At 67.3% G+C, this 20920-nt stretch carries 19 protein-coding genes; 5 read left to right on the top strand and 14 right to left on the bottom strand.

Annotated features, from left to right (window positions below; genetic code table 11):
• Nucleotides 1-44: 44 nt before the first annotated feature.
• Nucleotides 45-2075, top strand: a complete 2031-nt coding sequence (locus E3T40_RS06505) for a beta-galactosidase (protein WP_134542945.1) — start codon at nucleotides 45-47, stop codon at nucleotides 2073-2075.
• On the opposite strand, the gene E3T40_RS16975 is transcribed toward E3T40_RS06505, so the two are convergent.
• The 9 genes from E3T40_RS16975 to E3T40_RS06470 all read right to left on the bottom strand — a co-directional run bounded on the left by E3T40_RS16975 (nucleotide 2047) and on the right by E3T40_RS06470 (nucleotide 11433).
• Nucleotides 2047-2262, bottom strand: a complete 216-nt coding sequence (locus E3T40_RS16975; protein ID WP_241981690.1) for a hypothetical protein — start codon at nucleotides 2260-2262, stop codon at nucleotides 2047-2049. The genes E3T40_RS06505 and E3T40_RS16975 overlap by 29 nt on opposite strands.
• Complete coding sequence (locus tag E3T40_RS16970; protein WP_241981689.1) at nucleotides 2259-2462, bottom strand: hypothetical protein; 204 nt, start codon at nucleotides 2460-2462, stop codon at nucleotides 2259-2261. The genes E3T40_RS16975 and E3T40_RS16970 overlap by 4 nt, the downstream gene beginning before the upstream one ends.
• Nucleotides 2463-2573: 111 nt before the next feature.
• Nucleotides 2574-2921: an amino acid permease gene (locus E3T40_RS16965; RefSeq protein ID WP_241981688.1), complete on the bottom strand. Its 348-nt coding sequence runs from the start codon at nucleotides 2919-2921 to the stop codon at nucleotides 2574-2576.
• 339 nt (nucleotides 2922-3260) lie between these two features.
• Complete coding sequence (locus E3T40_RS06495; protein WP_104170403.1) at nucleotides 3261-4415, bottom strand: cystathionine gamma-synthase; 1155 nt, start codon at nucleotides 4413-4415, stop codon at nucleotides 3261-3263.
• A gap of 23 nt (nucleotides 4416-4438) precedes the next feature.
• Nucleotides 4439-5803, bottom strand: coding sequence for a cystathionine beta-synthase (locus tag E3T40_RS06490; protein WP_134542944.1), 1365 nt, complete (start codon nucleotides 5801-5803; stop codon nucleotides 4439-4441).
• 10 nt (nucleotides 5804-5813) lie between these two features.
• Nucleotides 5814-7754 carry an ABC transporter ATP-binding protein gene (locus tag E3T40_RS06485; protein WP_134542943.1) on the bottom strand — a complete coding sequence of 647 codons (1941 nt, stop codon included), beginning with the start codon at nucleotides 7752-7754 and terminating at the stop codon, nucleotides 5814-5816.
• Between the two features lie 102 nt (nucleotides 7755-7856).
• On the bottom strand, nucleotides 7857-8831 hold the full coding sequence (locus E3T40_RS06480; protein WP_104170400.1) for a carbohydrate ABC transporter permease: 975 nt from the start codon (nucleotides 8829-8831) through the stop codon (nucleotides 7857-7859).
• A complete protein-coding gene (locus E3T40_RS06475) occupies nucleotides 8828-9961 on the bottom strand; it encodes a carbohydrate ABC transporter permease (protein WP_104170399.1) in 1134 nt (377 codons plus the stop codon). Before E3T40_RS06475 ends, E3T40_RS06480 begins: the two co-directional genes overlap by 4 nt.
• 155 nt (nucleotides 9962-10116) lie before the next feature.
• A complete protein-coding gene (locus tag E3T40_RS06470; protein WP_104100774.1) occupies nucleotides 10117-11433 on the bottom strand; it encodes an ABC transporter substrate-binding protein in 1317 nt (438 codons plus the stop codon).
• Between the two features lie 313 nt (nucleotides 11434-11746).
• Here E3T40_RS06470 and E3T40_RS06465 point away from each other — a divergent pair, with 313 nt between their 5' ends.
• Nucleotides 11747-12781, top strand: coding sequence for a LacI family DNA-binding transcriptional regulator (locus tag E3T40_RS06465; protein ID WP_104170398.1), 1035 nt, complete (start codon nucleotides 11747-11749; stop codon nucleotides 12779-12781).
• Between the two features lie 136 nt (nucleotides 12782-12917).
• Here E3T40_RS06465 and rplL read toward each other — a convergent pair whose 3' ends face one another.
• From rplL to E3T40_RS06445, 4 genes are all read right to left on the bottom strand, one after another.
• The gene (gene rplL / locus E3T40_RS06460; protein WP_104100772.1) at nucleotides 12918-13301 is read right to left on the bottom strand and encodes a 50S ribosomal protein L7/L12; all 384 of its coding nucleotides are present in this window, start codon (nucleotides 13299-13301) and stop codon (nucleotides 12918-12920) included.
• Nucleotides 13302-13353: 52 nt separating this feature from the next.
• On the bottom strand, nucleotides 13354-13869 hold the full coding sequence (gene rplJ, locus E3T40_RS06455) for a 50S ribosomal protein L10 (protein WP_104100771.1): 516 nt from the start codon (nucleotides 13867-13869) through the stop codon (nucleotides 13354-13356).
• 428 nt (nucleotides 13870-14297) lie between these two features.
• Nucleotides 14298-15806, bottom strand: a complete 1509-nt coding sequence (locus E3T40_RS06450) for a cell wall metabolism sensor histidine kinase WalK (protein WP_134542942.1) — start codon at nucleotides 15804-15806, stop codon at nucleotides 14298-14300.
• The gene (locus tag E3T40_RS06445; RefSeq protein ID WP_134542941.1) at nucleotides 15803-16552 is read right to left on the bottom strand and encodes a response regulator transcription factor; all 750 of its coding nucleotides are present in this window, start codon (nucleotides 16550-16552) and stop codon (nucleotides 15803-15805) included. The genes E3T40_RS06450 and E3T40_RS06445 overlap by 4 nt, the downstream gene beginning before the upstream one ends.
• Before the next feature lie 196 nt (nucleotides 16553-16748).
• On the opposite strand from E3T40_RS06445, the gene E3T40_RS06440 reads away from it, so the two are divergent.
• The 3 genes from E3T40_RS06440 (at nucleotide 16749) to E3T40_RS06430 (ending at nucleotide 20318) form a co-directional block, all read left to right on the top strand.
• Nucleotides 16749-17405 (top strand): YqaJ viral recombinase family protein, encoded by a 657-nt coding sequence (locus E3T40_RS06440; RefSeq protein WP_370287887.1) that lies wholly within the window; start codon nucleotides 16749-16751, stop codon nucleotides 17403-17405.
• 418 nt (nucleotides 17406-17823) lie between these two features.
• Nucleotides 17824-18894, top strand: a complete 1071-nt coding sequence (locus E3T40_RS06435; RefSeq protein WP_241981687.1) for an NADP-dependent oxidoreductase — start codon at nucleotides 17824-17826, stop codon at nucleotides 18892-18894.
• Complete coding sequence (locus tag E3T40_RS06430) at nucleotides 18891-20318, top strand: deoxyribodipyrimidine photo-lyase (RefSeq protein WP_134542939.1); 1428 nt, start codon at nucleotides 18891-18893, stop codon at nucleotides 20316-20318. The genes E3T40_RS06435 and E3T40_RS06430 overlap by 4 nt, the downstream gene beginning before the upstream one ends.
• Here E3T40_RS06430 and E3T40_RS06425 read toward each other — a convergent pair.
• Nucleotides 20315-20896, bottom strand: a complete 582-nt coding sequence (locus E3T40_RS06425; RefSeq protein ID WP_134542938.1) for an N-acetyltransferase — start codon at nucleotides 20894-20896, stop codon at nucleotides 20315-20317. The genes E3T40_RS06430 and E3T40_RS06425 overlap by 4 nt on opposite strands.
• Nucleotides 20897-20920 lie beyond the last annotated feature (24 nt).

Below are 20920 nucleotides of genomic sequence, written 5' to 3'. Positions count from 1 at the left end.
TGCTAAAACTGGGAGCGCACACAGTAAAAAGGAGATCCAGACCAATGCCGATCGAGACCGCAGTACCCACGCTCCCGTCAGCGACGAACCGCTGGCTGAAGGGCACGAACCGACTGCGCTACGGCGGCGATTACAACCCGGAGCAGTGGCCGCGGGAGACCTGGCTCGAGGACGTGGCGCTGATGCAGCAGGCCGGCATCAACCTCGTCAGCGTCGGGATCTTCTCCTGGGCGCTGCTCGAACCGCGCGAGGGGGAATACGACTTCGGTCTGCTCGACGACATCATCGGGCTGCTGCACGAGGCCGGAATCGACGTCGACCTGGCCACCCCCACGGCCGCGCCACCGGCCTGGTTCTGGAAGAAATACCCGGATTCCCGGCCCGTCACCCGCGACGGAATCACGCTGGGCAACGGCTCGCGTGGCCTGGTCAGCCCGTCGAGCCCCGACTACCGCCGGGCAGCGGCGGCGATCACGGAACAACTCGCCCGCCGGTACGCGAACCACCCCGCGCTCGTGCTCTGGCACGTGCACAACGAGTACGGCGCCCCGATCAGCGATTCCTATGACGACCACTCCGTCGCGGCCTTCCGGGTGTGGCTGCGGAAGCGCTACGGCACCCTCGAAGTACTCAACGAGCTGTGGGGCACCACGTTCTGGGGACAGGTCTATGGCGAATGGGACGAAATCGACGCCCCGCGCCAGTCGGCCTCGGTGAGCAACCAGGCCCAACGCCTCGACTTCCACCGGTTCACCTCCGACGCTCTGCTGGAGTGCTACATCGGCGAGCGCGACGTCATCCGCCGGTTCACGCCCGACATTCCCGTGACCACCAACTTCATGGCAACTAATTGCCTCTCTGCCGACTATTGGCGGTGGAGCAGGGAGGTGGACATCGTCTCGAATGATCACTATCTGGTCGCCGAGCGCGCCGACAACCACGTGCTCCTGGCGATGGATGCCGACCTCACTCGGTCGCTGGCTGGCGGAGCGCCGTGGATCCTGATGGAACACTCAACCGGGGCTGTGAACTGGCAGCCGCGCAACATCGCCAAGCGGGCGGGTGAACTAGCCCGAAATTCGCTCTCCCACCTCGCGCGTGGTGCGGACGGCATTCTGTTCTTCCAGTTCCGGGCCTCACGCTTTGGCGTGGAGAAGTTCCACTCCGCCATGCTGCCGCACGCCGGCGCCGAGACCCGGCTGTGGCGCGAGGTCCTGGCGTTGGGCCAGACCCTCGGCGCGTTGGAGCCCGTGCGCACCTCCCGCGTGCGCGCTCGGGTCGCGTTGCTCTGGGACACCGAATCGTTCTGGGCGCAGGACTTGGAGTGGCGCCCCAGCGTCGAGCTGGGCCACCGCGAGCGCGTCGAGGCCTTCTACACAGCGCTGTGGGACCGCAATGTGACGGTGGACTTCGCTCACCCGACCGCCGACGTCGGCAGCTACGACCTCGTGATCGCCCCAAGCCTTTACCTGGTTGGCCCGACGGCCTCCGCCAACCTCACCGCGTACGTTCGGGCAGGCGGCCACCTGGTCGTGTCGTACTTCTCCGGCATCGTCGACGATAACGACACGGTCTACCTCGGCGCCGCTCCCGGCGCCCTGCGCGAGGTGCTCGGCCTGTGCATCCCCGAATTCCTGCCGCTGCACGAGAACGAAACGGTTACCCTCAGCGACTCCCGCACCGGCACCCTGTGGGCCGACGACATCGCGGTCTCCACGGCCGAGGTGCTGGCCCGGTATCTGGACGGCCCGGCCAAGGGCGGACCGGCCATCACCCGCAATGCTTTCGGGGCCGGCTCGGCCTGGTACATTTCGACCCGGCTCACCGGCGCCGACCTCGATTCCCTAATGCTCGACGTGCTCGACACGGCAGGTGTCGATGCCGCCCCCGGCATCGACGGCGTCGAGAGGGTCACCCGGTCGAACGACACCGGCGATTTCCTATTTCTGATCAACCACACGGATGCCGACCGGCCATGCCCGGCCGTCGGCACCGAGCTCCTGACTGATGCAGTCGTGACCGGAACCGTACTGGTCCCCGCCGGGCTCACCCGGGTTGTACACCACTCCCGGTAGCACGGCGCGACAGCTGCCACCGCTTCACCAGCCGCACGGCCACGGCCGCGGCCACACTGGCCAGTACCGCGGGAACGAGCAGATTGAGACCGGCGAGAATGAGGAGGCCGACCGTGAGCACGACCGACACGACGGCCAGCCACCAGCCCAGCGTGTGGCGGTCGAGCAGACGCACGGCCGCGATCATGCCGAGCACATGATGGCCACCATCGAACTCGTGTGGATCAGGATGAACGCCCCGAGGTAGACGTTGAGCACTCCGACGGCCGCGACAGCGGCAATCACGGCGACGAAAACCGGACCGACGCCGGGCGCGTTCGTTGCGACCAGGTCGAGCGGCGCAACCTGCCCCCGCCCCGCGGCCCGGCCCAGAACGGCGACGGTCACGTACTGCAGGGCCAGGTAGGCGATGCCGACCAGGACGAGGGCGACCGCCGTGGCGAGGGGGGTGACCCCTCCGGGGTTCGTGAACTCCGCCGCGATGTGCGTGCCGACCTCCTAGCCCGCGAAGGCCCACACGAACAGGCTGATCGCGGTGCCGACGCCGAAGAAGAACGAGTACCCGGTCATCCGTGCCCAGGTCGGGCCGAGGGCCCGGCGCACATAGCTGGCGACGCCGCCGGGGTCCGGATAGCGGGCCGCCAGGGCGGCGAACGTGCTGGCCAGCGGGATCGACAGAAGGGGGACGACGAACACCGCGACCAGGGACGCCGGCCCGGCCGCAGTGCCGGCCAAGCCCGGCAGTGCGAGAATGCCGGTGCCGAGCACCGCCGCGATATACGGGGCCGTGCCCTGTACCAGGCCGAGGCTGCCGCCTCGGGCCGGCGCGGCATCCGTCGCCGGCACAGCCGGTTGCAGGAACAGCCGGTTGCAGGAACAGAGCCTGAGAGGAAGTGGTCATCTGACCGTGCTGCCGCACCGGGGGTACGGCGGAAATGGCAAAAAAAAGACACACTCCGTGCAAAAACCGTCAGGCTCGAGGAGTGAGTCCCAATCGGAGCGCGGTGTCCTGTTCCGAACCAATTCGACGGAGATTGTGGTGTAAAACCGTCTTCTGGGCGTGTTTCCTGCTGATCCTGGCAAAATCTCCGTCGAATTCGTTCGAAGCGGAGGTAATCTCCCTGAGCCGCGATGCCGCATCAGCCACGGCAGCCAGGGCCGCCGCGGCTGTACGGACCTGTCCACCTAGACGGCCGCGAGCGCCCGGTCGATGTCGTCGATGAGGTCGGCGACGCCTTCGATGCCCACGGACAGACGGATGATGTTGTCCGCCACTTCGAGTTCGGTGCCGCGAACCGATGCGTGGGTCATCTCGGAGGGGTAGTTGACCAGCGATTCCACGCCGCCGAGCGATTCGGCCAGCTGGAACAGCTGCGTGGCCTCGGCGAAGGAACGCGCCGCGGCCGCGCCGCCCACGAAGGAGATCGACAGCATGCCGCCGAAGCCGCTCATCTGCTTCTTCGCCAGCTCGTGGCCCGGGTGCGTCGGCAGGCCGGGGTAGTAGACCCGGTCGATCGCCGGGTGGCCCTGCAGGTGCTCGGCGATCGCCTGGGCGTTGCTGCAGTGGCGGTCCATCCGCACCGAGAGGGTCTTGATTCCGCGCACGGTGAGCCAGGCATCCATCGGGGCCGAGACGGGGCCGGCGGCGAACTGCAGGAACTGGGCCTTCTCGGCGAGCTCGTCGTCGTTGATGATCAGGGCGCCGCCGAGCACGTCGGAGTGGCCACCGAGGTACTTCGTGGTGGAGTGCACGACGACGTCGGCCCCCAAGGCCAGCGGCTGCTGCAGCGCGGGCGAGGCGAACGTGTTGTCCACGATCACGGTCACGCCGAAGCGGTGGCCGATCCGGGCCAGAGCGGCGATGTCGCAGACCTTCATCAGCGGGTTGCTGGGCGTCTCCACCCAGAGGATCTTCGTCTCGCCCGGGATGATGGCCTGTTCGACGGCGGCGAGGTCGCTCATCTCCACGGTGGAGTTGAGGATGCCCCAGGCACCGTGCACCCGGTTGATCAGCCGGTGCGTGCCGCCATAGACGTCGTTGCCGAGCACGATGTGGTCGCCCGGTGCGAGCAGCGCGCGCAGGATGGTGTCCTCCGCGGCGAGCCCGCTGGCGAAGGAGAGGCCGTGCTTTCCGCCCTCCAGCGCGGCCAGCAGGGTCTCAAGCACGGTGCGGGTCGGGTTGCCGCCGCGGCTGTACTCGTAGCCGCCGCGCAGGTGGCCGATACTCTCCTGCACATACGTGGACGTCTGGTAGATGGGCGGGATCACGGCGCCGGTCGTCGGGTCGAATTCCTGCCCCGCGTGGATGGCGATGGTGTCGAAGTTTCGTGTGCGAGCCATTGATTCGTCCTTAGTCATGCTGTTCAGGCGCTCAGGTAGGTGAGCAGGTCGTGGCGGGTGATGACGCCGAGGGGTTTGCCGCCGTCTGTGACGAGGAGCGCATCGTGGCCGGCGAAGGCGGCGCGCGCGGCCGCGACGGGCTCGTTCACCCCGATCAGCGGGAGGGAGTCGCCGACGAACTCGCCGACGCGGTCGGCCAGTTTCGCTTCGCCGGAGAAGACGAGTTCCATCAGCCGGCGTTCGTCGACCGCGCCGACGACCTCGCCCATCACCACCGGGGGCTTTTCGGTGAGCACCAGCACCTGGGAGACGCTGGCCTCGGTCATGACTCCGATGGCGTCGTGCACCGTGGCGCTGGGGTGCACGTAGACGAACGGCGGCAGGGCGCCGGTCTTGGACGAGAGCAGGTCGCCGACCGTGTGCCCGGCGGGCGCGTTGCTGAAACCGTAGCTGCGCATCCAGCCGTCATTGAAGATCTTGCCCAGGTAGCCGCGCCCGCCGTCGGGCAGCAGCACGACGATGGTGTTGTCGGCGCCGAGGGTTCTCGCCGCGCGCAGGGCTGCGACGACGGCCATGCCGCTCGAGCCGCCGACCAGAATGCCCTCTTCGAGGGCGAGCCGGCGGGTCATCGCGAAGGAGTCGGCGTCGGAGACGGCGATCACCTCGTGCACGACCTCCGGGTCGTAGGCGCCCGGCCAGAAGTCCTCGCCCACGCCCTCGACCAGATACGGCCGGCCGGTGCCACCGGAGTACACCGAGCCCTCCGGATCGGCGCCGATGATGCGCACGCTCTCTCCCGAGACCTCGCGCAGGTACCGTCCGGTACCGGTGATGGTGCCGCCGGTGCCGACGCCCGCGACGAAGTGGGTGACCGTGCCGTCGGTGTCGCGCCAAATCTCGGGCCCGGTCGTCTCGTAGTGGCTGAGCGGGCCGTTCGGGTTGAAGTACTGGTTGGGCTTGAAAGCCCCCGGGATCTCCCGGGCCAGCCGGTCGGACACGCTGTAATAGGAGTCAGGGTGGTCGGGGGCGACGGATGTCGGGGTCACCACAATCTCCGCGCCGTAGGCCGTGAGCACGTTGCGCTTGTCCTCGCCCACCTTGTCCGGCAGCACGAACACGCACTTGTAGCCGCGTTGCTGGGCAACGAGAGCGAGGCCGACGCCCGTGTTGCCCGAGGTCGGCTCGACGATGGTGCCGCCGGGAAGCAGGAGGCCGTCCCGTTCGGCGGCATCGATGATGCGCACCGCAATGCGGTCCTTCGCGGAGCCGCCCGGGTTCAGGTACTCCAGCTTGACCAGCACGGTGGCGCTGACGTCAGCCGTCACCTTGTGCAGCCTGACCAGGGGGGTGTCACCGATGAGGTCGAGAACGGTGTCGGCAATTTTCATCGAGAGTCCTTCATCGAGGGTTCTTCGTCACGGATTCGAGCCGGGTCAACTCTATCGGCGTGAGCGGAGTGGGTGCCGTGGGCGTCGGCGACGTGACCTGCTCCGAGTACAGCCGCGCGTAGACGCCATCGTCGGCGAGCAGTTCGGCGTGGGTGCCCCTCTCTACGATCCGGCCGGCGTCGACGACGAAGATGACGTCGGCGGACACGATGGTCGACAGCCGGTGCGCGATGGCGATGGTCGTACGCCCGCGGGAAGCGGTGTCCAGGGCCGCCTGAACGACGCGCTCGGAGATGGCGTCGAGGGCGCTGGTGGCCTCGTCGAGGATCAGCACCTCGGGGTCCTTGAGCAGCACCCGCGCGATGGCGATGCGCTGCTTCTCGCCGCCGGAGAGCCGGTAGCCGCGCTCCCCCACCAGGGTGTCGTAGCCGGCGGGGAAGGATGCGATCGTGTCGTGGATACTCGCCGACCGGGCCGCGGCCTCGAGCTCGGCATCCGTCGCCTCCGGTTTCGCGTAACGGAGGTTCTCGGCGATGGTCGCGTGGAAGAGGTAGGTCTCCTGGCTGACGATGCCGATGTGGGAGACGAGGGACTGCTGCTGGAGGCCCTGCACCTCGACGCCGGAGAAGAGTACCCGCCCGGCCGAGGCCTCGTAGAAGCGCGGGATCAGATAGGACACGGTGGTCTTGCCTGCCCCGGACGGGCCGACGAAGGCCGCGAACTGGCCGGGCTCGATCGTGAAGGAGACGTCGTCCAGGGTGGGACGCGATTCCGCGCCGGCATCCGGGTAGGCGAAGGTGACCCCGTCGAAGGCGACCCGGCCGACGGCCTCGCCGCGGGCCGGCACCGGAGCGGCGTCGGGGGCGTCGCGGATCGCGGGCCGAAGGTCGAGGTACTGGAAGATGCGGGCGAACAGGGCGCTCGAGGTCTGCAGGTCGAGGGCGACGCGCATCAGGCCGAGCAGCGGGAACAGCAGCCGTGACTGCACGGTCGTGAAGGCCACGATCGTGCCCGCCGTGATGTCGGTCGTTCCGCTGCCCATCAGCAGACCGGCCACGAGGTAGACGATCGCCGGGATACTGGACAGAAAGATGCTCACCGTGGCGAAGAACCATTGGCCGCTCATCTGCTGGCTGATCTGCAACTTGACCTGGTTGGCGTTCTCGCCGGCATACCGATGGATCTCGGTCTTCTGACGGGTGAAGCTTTTCGAGAGCAGGATGCCGGACACGCTCAGCGTCTCCTGCGTGATCGCCGTCATATCCGAGAGCGATTCCTGCGTCCTGGACGCGATGCGGGCCCGCACCTGGCCGACCCGGCGCTGGGCAAAGACGAGCACGGGCATCAGGATGATGGCGACGATCGCCAGCTGCCAGCTCAGCAGGAGCATCGCGACGAGCGCCGCGATCACGGTCACGGCGTTGCCGAGAAGACTGGAGATGGTGTTGGTGAGCACGCTCGCGACGCCGCCGACATCGTTCTGCAGCCTGGATTGGATGACGCCCGTCTTCGTTCGCGTGAAGAAGCTCAGTTCCATCGCCTGCAAGTGGGTGAACAGGCGCACCCGGAGGGCACCCATCACCGAGTTGCCGACCGTGGCGGTGAGCCAGGTCTGCCAGACGCCGAGCAACTGCGTCCCCAGGTAGATGGCGATCATCACCCCCACGAGCACGGCGAGACGCTGCACGTCCGGGCTGCCGCCGGGCGGGAAGAGCCCCTCGTCGAAGGCCCGCTGCACGAGCAGGGGCGGCACGACGGAGAGCGCCGCGCTGATGAATACGAGAACCACGGTGACCGTGAGCTTCGCGCGGTGCGGCGCGAACAGGCCGATGATCCGGCGAAGCAGATTCGGGATGCGCGGGGCCTCGGCGTTCTCGGCCCGCTGCGCCACGACATCCGCGCCGCTGACCCGCCCCCGTCGACCGCCGCCGCCACCGTGCATTCCACTCATGAATTCACTCTAAACTCCCGCGCGGCACACAAATGTGCCCGTTCCGGACACCGGCGGCCCGGGTGGGCGCCAGCGGCGGTACGGGCACAGTCGCTGATGCGGCTAGCCCTTCGTCGAACCGGCCAGCAGGCCGCGCACGAAGTAGCGCTGCAGGGAGAAGAACACGATCAGCGGAACCAGGATCGAGATGAACGCGCCGGCAGTGAGCAGGTGCCAGTCCTGGCCTCGGGTACCGGTGATCTCGGCCAGTAGCTTGGTCATCGGGGCCACCGCACCGTCCGCGAAGATGAGCGCCACGAGCAGGTCGTTCCAGACCCATAGGAACTGGAAGATGGCGAAGGATGCGATCGCCGGCATGGTCAGCGGCAGCACGATGCGGAAGAAGATCTGCCCGTGACCGGCGCCGTCGACCCGCGCCGCCTCGATGACGTCGGCGGGAATCTCCGACACGAAGTTGTGCAGCAGGTAGATGGCGAGCGGCAGGGCGAACATCGTGTGCGCGATCCACACCTGCGAGTAGCCGCCGGCGTCGCTGATCGAGGAGACCACCGGGAAGCCGAAGACCTCACCCAGCGAGAAGAACTGCAGGAGCGGCACGAGGGCCATCTGCAGCGGAACGATCTGCAGCGCGAAAACCGCGATGAACAGCACGTTCTTGCCGCGGAAGTCGATCCAGGCGAATGCGTAGGCCGCGAGGCTGGCGATGATCAGCGGCAGCAGTGTGGCCGGCAGGGTGATCGCGATCGAGTTGATGAACGCACCGGCCAGATTCAGCTGACTGTTGCCGGCCTGGAGCACATCGCTGTAGTTATCGATGGTCAGACCCCAGTTCGAGAAGAGCGTCCACCAGCCGGTGGTGCGTACCTCCTGCGCCGGGCGGAAGGAGGAGACGAAGAGCCCGAAGGTCGGAACGGTCCAGAGCACGGCGATCACGAGCGCCGCGATCGTGGCGCCTCGGCTGGTCAACCGCTTCTTGGTGCGCTTGGCCGCCGCGAACTCCTGACGGCGCTCGCCTCGGCGAGTTTGGCTCTTGGTGTTCTTGTCGACGGGGAGCTCAACCGGAAGAATCGCGCTCATCGGATTTCCCTCTGCTTCTGAATCTGGCGGGCGTTGTAGACGACGATCGGGAGCACGAGCAGGAACAGGATCACGGCGAAGGCGGCGGACCGGCCCTGCTCGAAGTTCTTGAACTGCGTGTACATCTCGTTCGCGATGACGCTGGTGTCGTTGGCGCCTGCGGTCATGGTCCGGACGATGTCGAAGACCTTGAGGGAGGCGATAGAGATCGTCGTCAACACGACGACGAGGGCGCCGCGGATGCCAGGCACCGTGACGTTGGTGAACTTCTGCCAGGCGTTGGTGCCGTCGAGTTCGGCGGCCTCCATCTGCTCAGCAGGCACGCCCTTGATGGCGGCGGAGAGCACGACCATGGCGAATCCGGTCTGCACCCAGATCAGCACGACGATCAGGAAGACCGTGTTCCAGGGTGCGTTGGCGAGGAAGTCGACGGGCTGGCCGCCGAACCACACCACAACCTGGTTGAGCAGGCCGATCTGGTTCTGGTCGGCCGGCCGGGCCGTGTAGACGAAGCGCCAGATGATGGACGCCCCGACGAAAGAGATGGCCATGGGCATGAAGACCATGATCTTGAAGTACTTCTCGCCGCGGCTCTTGTCGATGAAGACCGCGTAGGCCAGGCCGGCGATCGTAGACACGAGCGGAGTGATGAGCACCCAGACGATCGTGTTGAGCACCGTGCGGATGGCCTCCGGCTGGGTGAACACCCAGACGAAGTTGTCGAGGCCGATGAACTCGGTTCCGCGGGAGTTCATGAACGCCTGCACCGTGGTCTGGATGGTCGGGATGATGAGTCCGACGATGAGGAGCAAGATGGCCGGAGCGAGGAAGCCGAAGAGCTGGAAGAGGTAGCCGGCGCCGGAGCGTGAGCGGTAGTCGACGATGAAGAAGACTCCGCCGAGAACGGCGGCCGCGGCGATGGCCCACCAGTACGATCCCGCGGCGAGCAGGATGAGCAGCGGGGCGGCGACGCAGACGGCGAGACGGATGACGGTGTAGCCGGTGCCCTTGCGCGGGGCTATCTCGACGAAGAACAGGATCGCGGCCACCAGGGCGACGAACGCGAGGATGATGATGGGGACTTGGACCAGGGGCGGCAAGTCAGCCAGCCAGGCAAGGAACGCCGACATATGAAACCTCTCGAGTACGACTGCGGGCTCACAGTTTGCTGGTGGGGCGGAAAACTACCGCCACGGTACACCAGCAGGGGAGTGCGGGTCGCCCCTTTTCAGGAGGACGACCCGCACGGTTGTGGTGCTGTTAGATGAGCTGGTTCCGAATTGAACTAGCTGGAGGGCCAGCCGGCTTCGATGCTGGTGAGAACCTCGTCGGTCGGGGCTCCGTTGATCCAGTTGACCATTCCCTTCCAGAAGGTGCCGGCGCCCACGGAGCCGGGCATCAGGTCGGAGGCGTCAAAGCGGAAGGTGGTCTCCGGGTCCTGAAGGATCTTGATGGCTTCCTGCAGGATGGGGCTCTTCGCGTTGGCCGGGTCAAGACCCGAGTTGGCGCTGATGACTCCACCGAGGCTCACCCGGCTATTCGCCCAGTCGTCGCTGGAGAGGTACGTCTGAACGGCCTGGGTGTCGGCGTCATCCGCGAATGCGGCGACGATCTCGCCACCACCGGTCACGGCTTGGCTGCCGGCCTCTTCGGCCGGGGTGATGAAGGCCCAGACGTCACCGTCGGGACCGACCTCTCCGCCGGCATCCGTGATGAAGCCGTCGAAGAAGGATGCCTGGTGGTGCAGCGCGCAGGTTCCTGCGGCGAGCGGCGTGGCCACGTCACCGAACGGGGTGCTGTTGATCGAGCGGACATCACCGAACGTGGCGTTGACGTTGGCAGGGTTCAGCAGGATCTCTCCGACGGAGTCGAAGGCGGCCTTGATTGCGGGGTCCGTGAACGGGATCTCGTTGGCAACCCACTTGTCGTAGGTCTCCGCTCCGGCCTGACGCAGGACGAGGTCTTCGACCCAGTCCGTGCCCGGCCAGCCGGTGGCGTCGCCCGAGCCGAATCCGGCGCACCACGGAGCGCTGCCGGTCTTCTCCTGGATAGTCTTCGTCACGGCGAGGAGTTCGTCCCAGGTCTCGGGAACTTCGACACCCCACTCGGTGAACTTAGCCGGGGAGTACCAGATGAAGCCCTTGACGCTGGCCATCAGTGGCGCGCCGTAGAACGTGTCCCCGACGGTGCCGTAGGCCTTCCAGTCCTTGGACCAGAACTCGTCGACGTTGTCTTCGACGGCCTTCGGGGCAGGCTTGAGGAAGTCGCGGCTGGCAAGGTCTGCCATCAGTCCGGGCTGCGGGAAGATCGCGATGTCGGGAGCACTGCCACCCTGGGCGCGGATGGCGATCTGAGCCTCGAACTCCTTCGACGCCTCGTACTGGATGTCGATGTTGTTCTCTTCTTCCCAGGCAGCCCAGGACTTCTCGAGGAGCTTGGCCTCGGTGTCACCGATGGTGCCGTAGACGGAGACGACGCCGTCGCCTTCAGCTCCGGAGTCGGTGTTCGTGCTGCCGGGGCCACCGGAACAGCCGGCCAAGGTCAGACCGGCGATCGCCGCAATGGCGATGGGTGCTGTGATTCGGCGGTGGAATGACCGCATTTTTCCTCCTCGTTGAGTTTGATGAAGATGCGCCGGGGATATCCCCGGACAAACACCCAGGTGCTGCAGGAACAGCTTGTGTGCCGAAAACGATCAGATAAGGAACCGGTTCCACACCACAAGTTACGGTACGCCGGGCCGAATCGCAAGACCAGATTTGTCACGGAATGGCAAAGATCGCACTCCCGCCACGACACCTTCGAAAGTTCGTTCCGCGGGACGTGTCGCATTCCGGCGGATATAGTGGAACCGGTTCCAGCGGGCCTGCCAGAGCTGTACAGTGTTGGAAACGGGTCCAAGGGCGGAGGCTGGAATGAGCGCAATTGCGGATGTCGCACGCCTCGCCGGCGTCGCGAAGGCCACAGCCTCCCGTGCCCTGAGCGGTCGTGGCTATGTGTCGGAGCAGACCCGGATCAAGGTCATCGCCGCAGCCAGGGAGATCGGTTACGTCGCTTCACCCAACGCGGCCAGCCTCGTCACCGGCCGAACCAAGAGCATCGGCGTGATCATCCCGTTCATCAGCCGCTGGTTTTTCTCCGAGGTTCTGGAAAGCATGGAACAGGCGCTGCTGGACGCGGGATACGACATGACCCTCTACAACCTGCCGGCACCCTCACCCGAACGGGAGCGGGTCTTCGAGTACTTCCTCGCGCGCAAACGCTTCGACGGAGTGATCTCAGTCGGTGTGGCGCTCAGCGATGAGGAGGTCACCCTGCTGCACCGTCTGGGCCGCCCGCTGGTCGGAATCGGCGGACCCATCCGCGGCGTGGACACGATCGCCATCGACGACGTTGCCGCGGCCCGGCTCGCCACCGAGCACCTGCTCAGCCTGGGGCACACGGACATCGTGCACATCGGCGGCAGCAAAGAAGACGAGATGGACTTCCAGGTGCACAGCAACCGGCTCACCGGTTTCTACGCCGCCATGAGCGCCGCCGGCCTGCCCACCGAACGCTCGGGCCTGTTCTACGCCTGCGAGTTCACGATGCCGGGCGGCTACGAGGTGGGCCTCGCCGTGTTCGGCGACCCGCGCACCCGCCCCACCGCGGTCTTCGCCGCGAGCGACGAGATCGCGATCGGTTTGATCGTCGCCGCCAGGGAACTGGGCATCCAGGTGCCGGCCGACCTGTCCGTGATCGGCATCGACGGACATCCGTATGCCGATATGTTCCGTCTGACCACCCTCGAGCAGCACCCGCGCACACAGGGCCGGCTCGCGGTGCAGGCCCTCCTGACGGAATTGGAGAACCCCACTCAGCACGGCGACGAGGATCACCTGACCCGGCTGCCCACGAACCTGGTCATCCGCTCGAGCACCAGCGGCCCACGGCTCACCCACGGGGGCTGACACCGTGCGTCGGGCCTGACGGAACGGGCATAACGACAGAAGGCGCCGCATCCGATGGATGCGACGCCTTCTCTGTGTGGACGGCTTGCGCCGTCACGCCTCTACGAGAAGTAGAGAACCCCTCGCGGGGCCCCGACTACTTGAGGACGGCGGTGGCGCCGGCAGCTTCGAGAGCAGCCTTGCCCTTTTCAGCGGCTTCCTTGGAAACGCCTTCGAGGACGGCCTTCGGCGCGCCATCGACGACGGCCTTGGCCTCGCCGAGGCCCAGGCTGGTGAGCTCGCGCACAACCTTGATGACCTGGATCTTCTTGTCGCCGACAGCCTCGAGGATGACGTCGAAAGCGGACTGCTCTTCGACCTCTTCAACGGGGGCGGCGGGACCGGCAGCGCCGGCAGCGGCGACCGGTGCAGCGGCGGTGACCTCGAAGGTCTCCTCGAACGCCTTGACGAACTCGGAGAGTTCGATGAGGGTGAGGCCCTTGAACTGTTCGAGTAATTCCTCGGTGGAAAGCTTTGCCATGATTTTTCTCCCTATAGTTTCTTAGTTACTCACCGCGATGCCAGGCAGATGCCTAGTTCGCGGACTCCTGCTTCTCACGCAGCGCGTCGATGGTGCGAACAGCCTTCGACAGCGGTGCGTTGAACAGATATGCGGCTCCGAACAGCGAGGCCTTGAATGCGCCGGCCAGCTTGGCCAGCAGCACTTCGCGGGACTCGAGGTCGGCGAGCTTGCCTACCTCTGCGGCGGTGAGCGGGTTACCGTCGAAGTAACCACCCTTCACTACCAGGAGAGGGTTTGCCTTGGTGAAGGCACGCAGGGTCTTCGCAACGGCGACAGGGTCTCCGTGAACGAATGCGATTGCGGACGGACCGACAAGCTCGTCGTCAAACGACGTGATGCCGGCGTTGTTCGCCGCAATCTTGGTCAGCGTGTTCTTCACCACGGCGTACGTGGCGTCCGCACTGATGGAAACGCGCAGCGACTTGAGCTGCGCAACAGTGAGACCGCGGTACTCGGTGAGCAGAACGGCGGTCGAGCTCTGGAATTTCTCCGTAAGCTCGGCGACCGTTGCTTCCTTGTTCGCCATGGCGCTCCTCTTGGTTTCATGTGCCGGTAGCCCGGGGAGCAGACATGAAAAAAGCTCCGGCGCAGGCGCCGGAGCTGGGAACGCATTCCGGAAGAATGCAGTCTGACTTCGAATCCTGCGCGGGCCGTTCACGTGAATGAACCTTCGATTGCCAGTGCATTTCTACACGGCAATAACCGGCGGTCTTTGGCTTTCGCCCACGATACGGGACGGAGGAGGCCGGTGCAAATCGGCATCCGTTCACTGCATCCCCGAACCCGCCTCCCGCCTCCCGCTGCCCGCCTGCGACTCCTGAACCCGCCCCTGAACCAATTCGACGGAGATTTTGCCCGAAATGGCCGGTTTCGGGTTCAAAACCTTTCTGGAGCAAAATCTCCGTCGAATTCGCATGGCGAACCGGGCAGACCACGCACCGGCACGGGACGGGGTCAGGCGAGAGCGACAGGGAGGGAGACGCGGAAGCACGTGAAACCTGGGCGGCTCTCGACCTCGATCTCGCCCTGGTGCGCGGCCACGACCGCGTGGGCGATGGCCAGGCCGAGGCCCGTGCTGCCCGTTCCCCGGTAGCGCGTGCTGTCGCCGCGGGCGAAACGCTCGAACAGTGTGGCCCGGAGGTTCCCGGGGACGCCGGGGCCGTCATCCGTCACTGTCACGATGACGCGGTCGTTCTGGCGCGCGAGGGCCACGTCGACCGTGGTCTCGGGGGGCGTGTGGATACGCGCGTTGGCGAGCAGGTTGGCGAACACCTGGTGCAGCCGCGCGGCATCACCGACGATTTCCACCGGCTCGTCGGGCAGCTCCAGGCCCAGCACCCGTCCCGGGCCGGCGGCGTGGGCATCGCTGACGACGTCCACGATCAGGCTGGTCAGGTCGACCGGGCCGCTGACCAGCTCCCGGCCTTCGTCGAGACGGGCGAGGAGCAGCAGGTCTTCGACCAGGCCGGTCATCCGCACCGATTCCGACTCGATCCGCCCCAGGGAATGCAGCGCGTCCGGCGGCAGTTCCTGGTCGGAGCGGCGGGTGAGTTCGGCGTAGCCGCGGATCGACGCCAGCGGCGTGCGCAGCTCGTGGCTGGCGTCGGCGACGAACTGGCGCACCTTGCGCTCACTGGCCTGACGTGTTTCGAGCGCCACGTCCACGTGGTCGAGCATGCGGTTCAGCGCCGATCCCACCCGGCCGACCTCGGTGCGGGGGTCGGTGTCGGCGGCCGGTACCCGGTCGACGAGCGAGACCTCGCCACGGTCCAGGGGGAGCTCGGACACCCGCGCCGCCGTCTCGGTCACGCGCACCAACGGGCGCAAGGCGAGCCGCACGATCCAGGTGGCCAGAATCGCGACGATGAGGATGCCGACCAGGGAGACCACCGCAATGATGATGCCCAGCTGGGTGACCGTGTTCTGCACCCCGGAGAGCGGCAGGCCCACCAGGTAGAGGGTGCCGTTGCGGTTCGTGTCGGCCCTGACCCGGTAGCTGCCGGCGTCTTCGCCGAGGTGCACCGTCACCGCGGTCGATTCCCGCATCTGTTCGGCCAGCAACTGCACCTGCTCACCGGTCAGCTTGGCGATCTCCCCGCTCTCCTCCTCCGTGTAGCCGGCCGTGACGGTCGAGCCGTCGTAGACCAGGGCCAGCGTTCCGGGCTGCTGGGCCGGACCGGACAGGATCATCTGCGCCGTCGGTGTGAAGAATGCCCCGTTGCCGCCCTCGTCGTCCGCATCCCGGCGCACGTCGATCACGGCGCCTGACCGGTCCGACGCGCTTTGCAGCTGCTGGTCGAGGCCGTCGATCAGGGAGGCACGGAGAATGGCGACGCTGACCATCCCGATACCGATGCTGACCAAGGCGAGGAGGCCGACGACGGCGAGCACCAGCCGCCGGCGCAGGGTCCACGGCGCGCGTGGCCGGCGAGCGCCCGGCTCGCGGGGAGAATTCGGGGTCACGAAGCGGTCTTCAACATATAGCCGGAGCCGCGCACCGTGTGGATCATCGGCACGCGGCCGGCGTCGACCTTCTTGCGCAGATAGGAGATGTAGATCTCGACGACGGAAGACTTGCCGCCGAAGTCATAGCTCCACACCCGGTCGAGGATCTGGGCCTTGCTGAGCACCCGCCGGGGGTTGCGCATCAGGAAGCGCAACAGTTCGAATTCGGTGGCGGTCAGCTCGATCGCGTCTCCCCCGCGGAACACCTCGTAGCTGTCCTCGTCGAGGGTGAGGTCGCCGACCGAAATGCGGGGATCCAGGGAGTCGGCCACGGTGAGGGTGGACCGGCGGATGAGCCCGCGGAGCCGGGCGACGACCTCTTCAAGGCTGAACGGTTTGGTGACGTAATCGTCGCCGCCAGCCGTCAGCCCCTTGAGCCGGTCGTCGAGGGAGTCCTTGGCCGTGAGGAAGAGCACGGGCGTCTCGTGGCCGTCCGACCGCACGCGTTGCAACACCTGCAGGCCGTCGATGTCGGGCAGCATGATGTCGAGCACGATCGCATCCGGCCGGAATTCGCGGGCGATCGTGAGCGCCTGACGCCCCCCGCCAGCCGTGCGCACCTCCCAGCCCTCATAGCGCAGCGCCATCTGGAGCAGATCGGTCAGCGTGGGTTCGTCGTCGACGACGAGCACCCGGATGGCGCTGCCGTCCGCCCTGGTCAGGCGCGGTGCGCGGACCGCTCGCTCGTTCTCGCTAGTGCTCATGATTACCAGTATCCGAGTGTTGGCTATGAACCGGCTATGCGCAGTCTTGGTCTCTGCTGTGACGCGAAACCGTCATCCGTCCGCCGTCGCCCCGCAGCCATAGCGCGACGGCTGATGCCGCCCGGCGTGGGCAGGCCCGGCGAACAGGCACAATGGAACAGTGACGAACCAGCTGCTCTCCCTGTTCGATGAGGAGGTGCATCCGTCGCCCGTCGACGCCCGGCCGGTGGCGCCCCTGGTCGCCGCGGCGCACCTCCGGCGCATCGTTGCCGATTCCACCGACCGGGTGACCTGGCTGCGGGCCCGCGCCCAGGGGATCACGGCCACGGATGTCGCCAAGCTCGCCACCCCGAAATCGCTGCAGACCGCCGTCTACGAAAAGCTCAACGGCAGCAGCTTCAACGGCAACAGCTTCACGGACCACGGGCGCGCCCGGGAGCCCGAGATCGCGGCCTGGGTGCTCGGCCGCTACGGCATCGAGCCCAGCACGGCCCTGTTCCACGCGGCCCACCACCGGCGGCACCTGGCCACCCCCGACGGCGTCGGCACCGGTTCAGGCCAGGGTGCCGGCGGCCTTGAACTGGCCGAGATCAAGACGACGAGCAAGGCCTGGCGCAGCATCCCGCGCTCGTACCTGCGTCAGGTGTGGTGGCAGCAGTACGTGCTCGGCGCCGAACGCACCCTGCTCGTCTGGGAACAGCACCAGGACTTCGTCCCCGTGAATGCCGAGCCCGAGTGCCGGTGGATCGACCGTGACGAAGACCAGATCGCGATCCTGGTGGGGTACGCCAACAACCTGATCGCCCTGCTCAACCAGCAGACCACCTCGGGTCCACCGCCCGCGCAGGCCTGACCGGTCGTCCACGGGTCGTCCACCGGTGTCGCAGCGCGCGGATGCCCGCGGGAAAGCCGCTTGCCGGGTGTCGCAGGCGGCTTTCCCCTCGGCGTCACGCCACTACTGATCGAGCAAGTTCGCGCCGCTTCGGGTGCGGTACGACTTTTTCAGATGAGCCGGGCGGAGTGCTGAGTACTGGCTCGGTGGGGGGATGAACCGAACCCAAGAGAGACCGGATGCGGGAAACCAGGGACTCTTCCACACACCGGGGTCGGTCCCCCTTTATGTGGACAGACTATGCGCCTGGCCCCCCTTCCAGCCAGACCTCGCCGCCACCAGATTCGGCCTCTTGCACCCCCAATTCGAGGCACACCGGGATGTGCCGGTTTGTCCCGGTTGTGCCCCGGCGACGCGCAACCCACGAGAGAATGGGCAGATGGGAAACGCCACGAATCACTCACCGACCATGCGCGCCCTCGTGATCGACCGCCCCGGCCCGGCCGACGAGCTGCACCTGGCCGAGGTGGACGCCCCGATCGCGATTTTCGATGAACTCCTGGTGCGGGTCGTCGCCGCCGGAGTCAACCCGATCGATGCCAAAACCAGGGCCGGCAGCGGCGTCACGAAGGCCATCCCCGCCTACCCGGCCGTGCTCGGACTCGATTTCAGCGGCGTCGTGGTCAGCGCGCCCTACGAGGCGTTCCCGCTGCAGCCCGGCGACGCGGTCTTCGGCATCGCCCGCGTGCCCCGCACCCCCGGCAGCTACGCCGAGCTGGTGACCGTCTCCAGCCTGAACGTCACCCGCAAGCCCGTGCGACTCAGCCACGTCGAGGCGGCCGCCGTACCGGTGGCGGCACTCACCGCGTGGGGCATGGTCGTGGACCTGGCCGCGGCGGCTCCCGGGCAACGGATGCTCATCCACGCCGGCAGCGGCGGGGTCGGCCATTTCGCCGTGCAGTTTGCCAAGGCCTTCGGCGCCCACGTGACCGCGACCGGGTCGACCCGCAACCTTGATTTCCTACGAGAGCTCGGCGCCGACGCCGTCATCGACCACACCCAGACCCGGTTCGACGAGGTGCTCTCCGGGCTGGACGCGGTGATCGACCTGGTCGGCAATGTTCACGACAACACCGGCACTCGGTCGCTCGGCGTGCTGCGCCCCGGCGGAATCCTGGTGAACGCGCCGACCGGAAGCTGGCCGACCATGGCGGAGGAGGCCGCGGCCGCGGGCATCCGTGCCACCGGATTCAAGGTGGCACCCTCCGGGCACACCCTCGACGTCATCACCGAACTCATCGACGACGGCGCCGTGCGGGTGCACGTGGACCGGGTGTTCCCCCTCGCAGACGGCGCGGCGGCGCACCGCCTGATCGAGGAGGGACACACACGCGGCAAGATCGTGCTGCGGGTGACGGATGACCCGACCGGCTCCTCTGCGGACTCCGCCTCTGCCTCTGCCTCTGCCTCGACCGCTGCCGACTCCGACTCTGCCGGGCCTCGCTCGTGAGCGGCGACGGCCCGTCCCTCGTCTGGTTCCGCGACGACCTGCGCCTCGCGGACAACCCGGCCCTGCAGGCCGCCCTCGAACGCGGAAAGCCGATCGTGGCCGTGTACGTGCTGGACGAGGAGTCCCCTGCGGTCCGGCCACTCGGTGGCGCGGCCCGGTGGTGGCTTCACGGGAGCGTGACAGCGCTGGCCGACTCGCTGGAACGCCTGGGCGGCCGGTTGACGCTGCGCCGGGGGCCGGCCGAGGACATGATCATGGCGCTCGCGGCATCCGTCGGTGCCGACGCCGTATTCTGGAACCGTCGCTACGGCGCCGCCGAGCGCGAGGTGGACACCCGGATCAAGTCGGGCCTCACCGCGGCCGGAACGGAGGCCCGCAGCTTTGCCGGAGCGCTCCTGTTCGAGCCGTGGACGATCCAGACCGGCCAGGGGGGCACCTACTCGGTGTTCACCCCCTTCTGGCGGGCGTGCACGGCCGGCCCGCCGCCGCGCGCACCCTACCCCGCACCCGAGTCGATCCCCGGCTTCCCCGGAGAGATCCCCTCCGACGCGCTCGACGACTGGGGCCTCCTGCCGACCCGGCCCGACTGGGCGGCCGGGCTGCGGGGCGCCTGGCAGCCCGGCGAGGACTCCGCCCACCGCCTGCTCGAGACCTTCTTGAGCGAGTCTCTCACCCGGTACGGCGACGAGCGCGACGAGCCGGCCCAGGCGGTCACCTCGCGTCTGTCGCCGCACCTGCGCTGGGGCGAGATCAGTCCATTCCAGATCTGGCATGCAACCGAGCGGGCCCGGATCGACCTCACCGGGCCCGCCCAGGCCAGTGCGACCCGATTCCTCACCGAGATCGGCTGGCGGGAGTTCAGCTACCACGTGCTGTTCACCAACCCCACCCTCGCCACCGTCAACCTGCGGCCCGAATTCGACGCTTTCCCCTGGCCGAAACTTGACCAGCGCGTGCTCGAAGCCTGGCAGCGCGGCCGCACCGGGATCTCGCTCGTCGACGCCGGCATGCGCGAACTCTGGCGCACCGGCAGCATGCACAACCGAGTGCGCATGGTGACGGCATCATTCCTGATCAAGAACCTGCTGATCGACTGGCGGCTCGGAGAGCAGTGGTTCTGGGACACCCTCGTCGACGCCGACGCCGCGAGCAACCCGTTCGGCTGGCAGTGGGTGGCCGGGTCCGGCGCCGACGCCGCCCCCTTCTTCCGGGTCTTCAACCCGGAGCTGCAGGCGAAGAAGTTCGATCCAAACGCGGAGTACATCCGTCAGAACGTGCCGGAATACGGCACGGATGCCTACCCGGCCCCGATCGTCGACCTCGGCGAGACGAGACGGGCGGCCCTCGCCGCCTACGAACAGATCAAGGGGATGAAGGAGCAGTCGATCGCGGCCCGCGCGGCCGGGGCGGAGGGCACCGGTTAGAGCGCCCGCTCCAGCACGAAGTCGTCCTCGTACCGTTCGCCCACCAGGAAGCGCTTCTCGCCGACCGTGACGAACCCGTTCTTCTCGTAGAAGCGAATGGCCCGCGCGTTCTCCTGGTTCACGCCCAGCCAGCTGCCGGCCGCGCCCCGCGCCCGGGCGGCGTCCAGGGTCGCGTTCATCAAGGCCGCCGCCACCCCGCGGCCGTGCGTCTCGGCGCGCAGGTAGCACTTGCTCAGTTCCGCCGTGGGTCGGATCGTGGCCGCCGCCCGCGCATCGTCATCTGCCGGCTCGGCGAATACGAGCATCGTGTAGCCGAGCATGACCCCGGCCTCCCCGGCCACTTCGGCCACCTCGGCCACTTCGGCATCCACGTCCTCCTCGGCCACTTCGGCCACGAGAATCAGCCGGTCCGGGTCGGCCAGGTAGGCGTCGAAGTTGCCCTCCGCGAGCACGTCACGCAGGAACGCGGCGATGGCCTCGGCCGAGGTGTGTGGCGGGCAGGCGAGCGCGAAGGTGGCGACGGCCAGCTCGGCCAGCGCCGCGGCATCCGTCGCCGTCGCCGTGCGAATCTCGATCACTGATCCAGCTTATCGACGCCCCCA

Source organism: Cryobacterium sp. TMT1-19 (genome assembly GCF_004403055.1).
In the GTDB taxonomy this organism is placed as follows: domain Bacteria; phylum Actinomycetota; class Actinomycetes; order Actinomycetales; family Microbacteriaceae; genus Cryobacterium; species Cryobacterium sandaracinum.
Note: the sequence above shows the minus strand (reverse complement) of the source record. Positions and strands in the feature narration are given on the sequence as shown.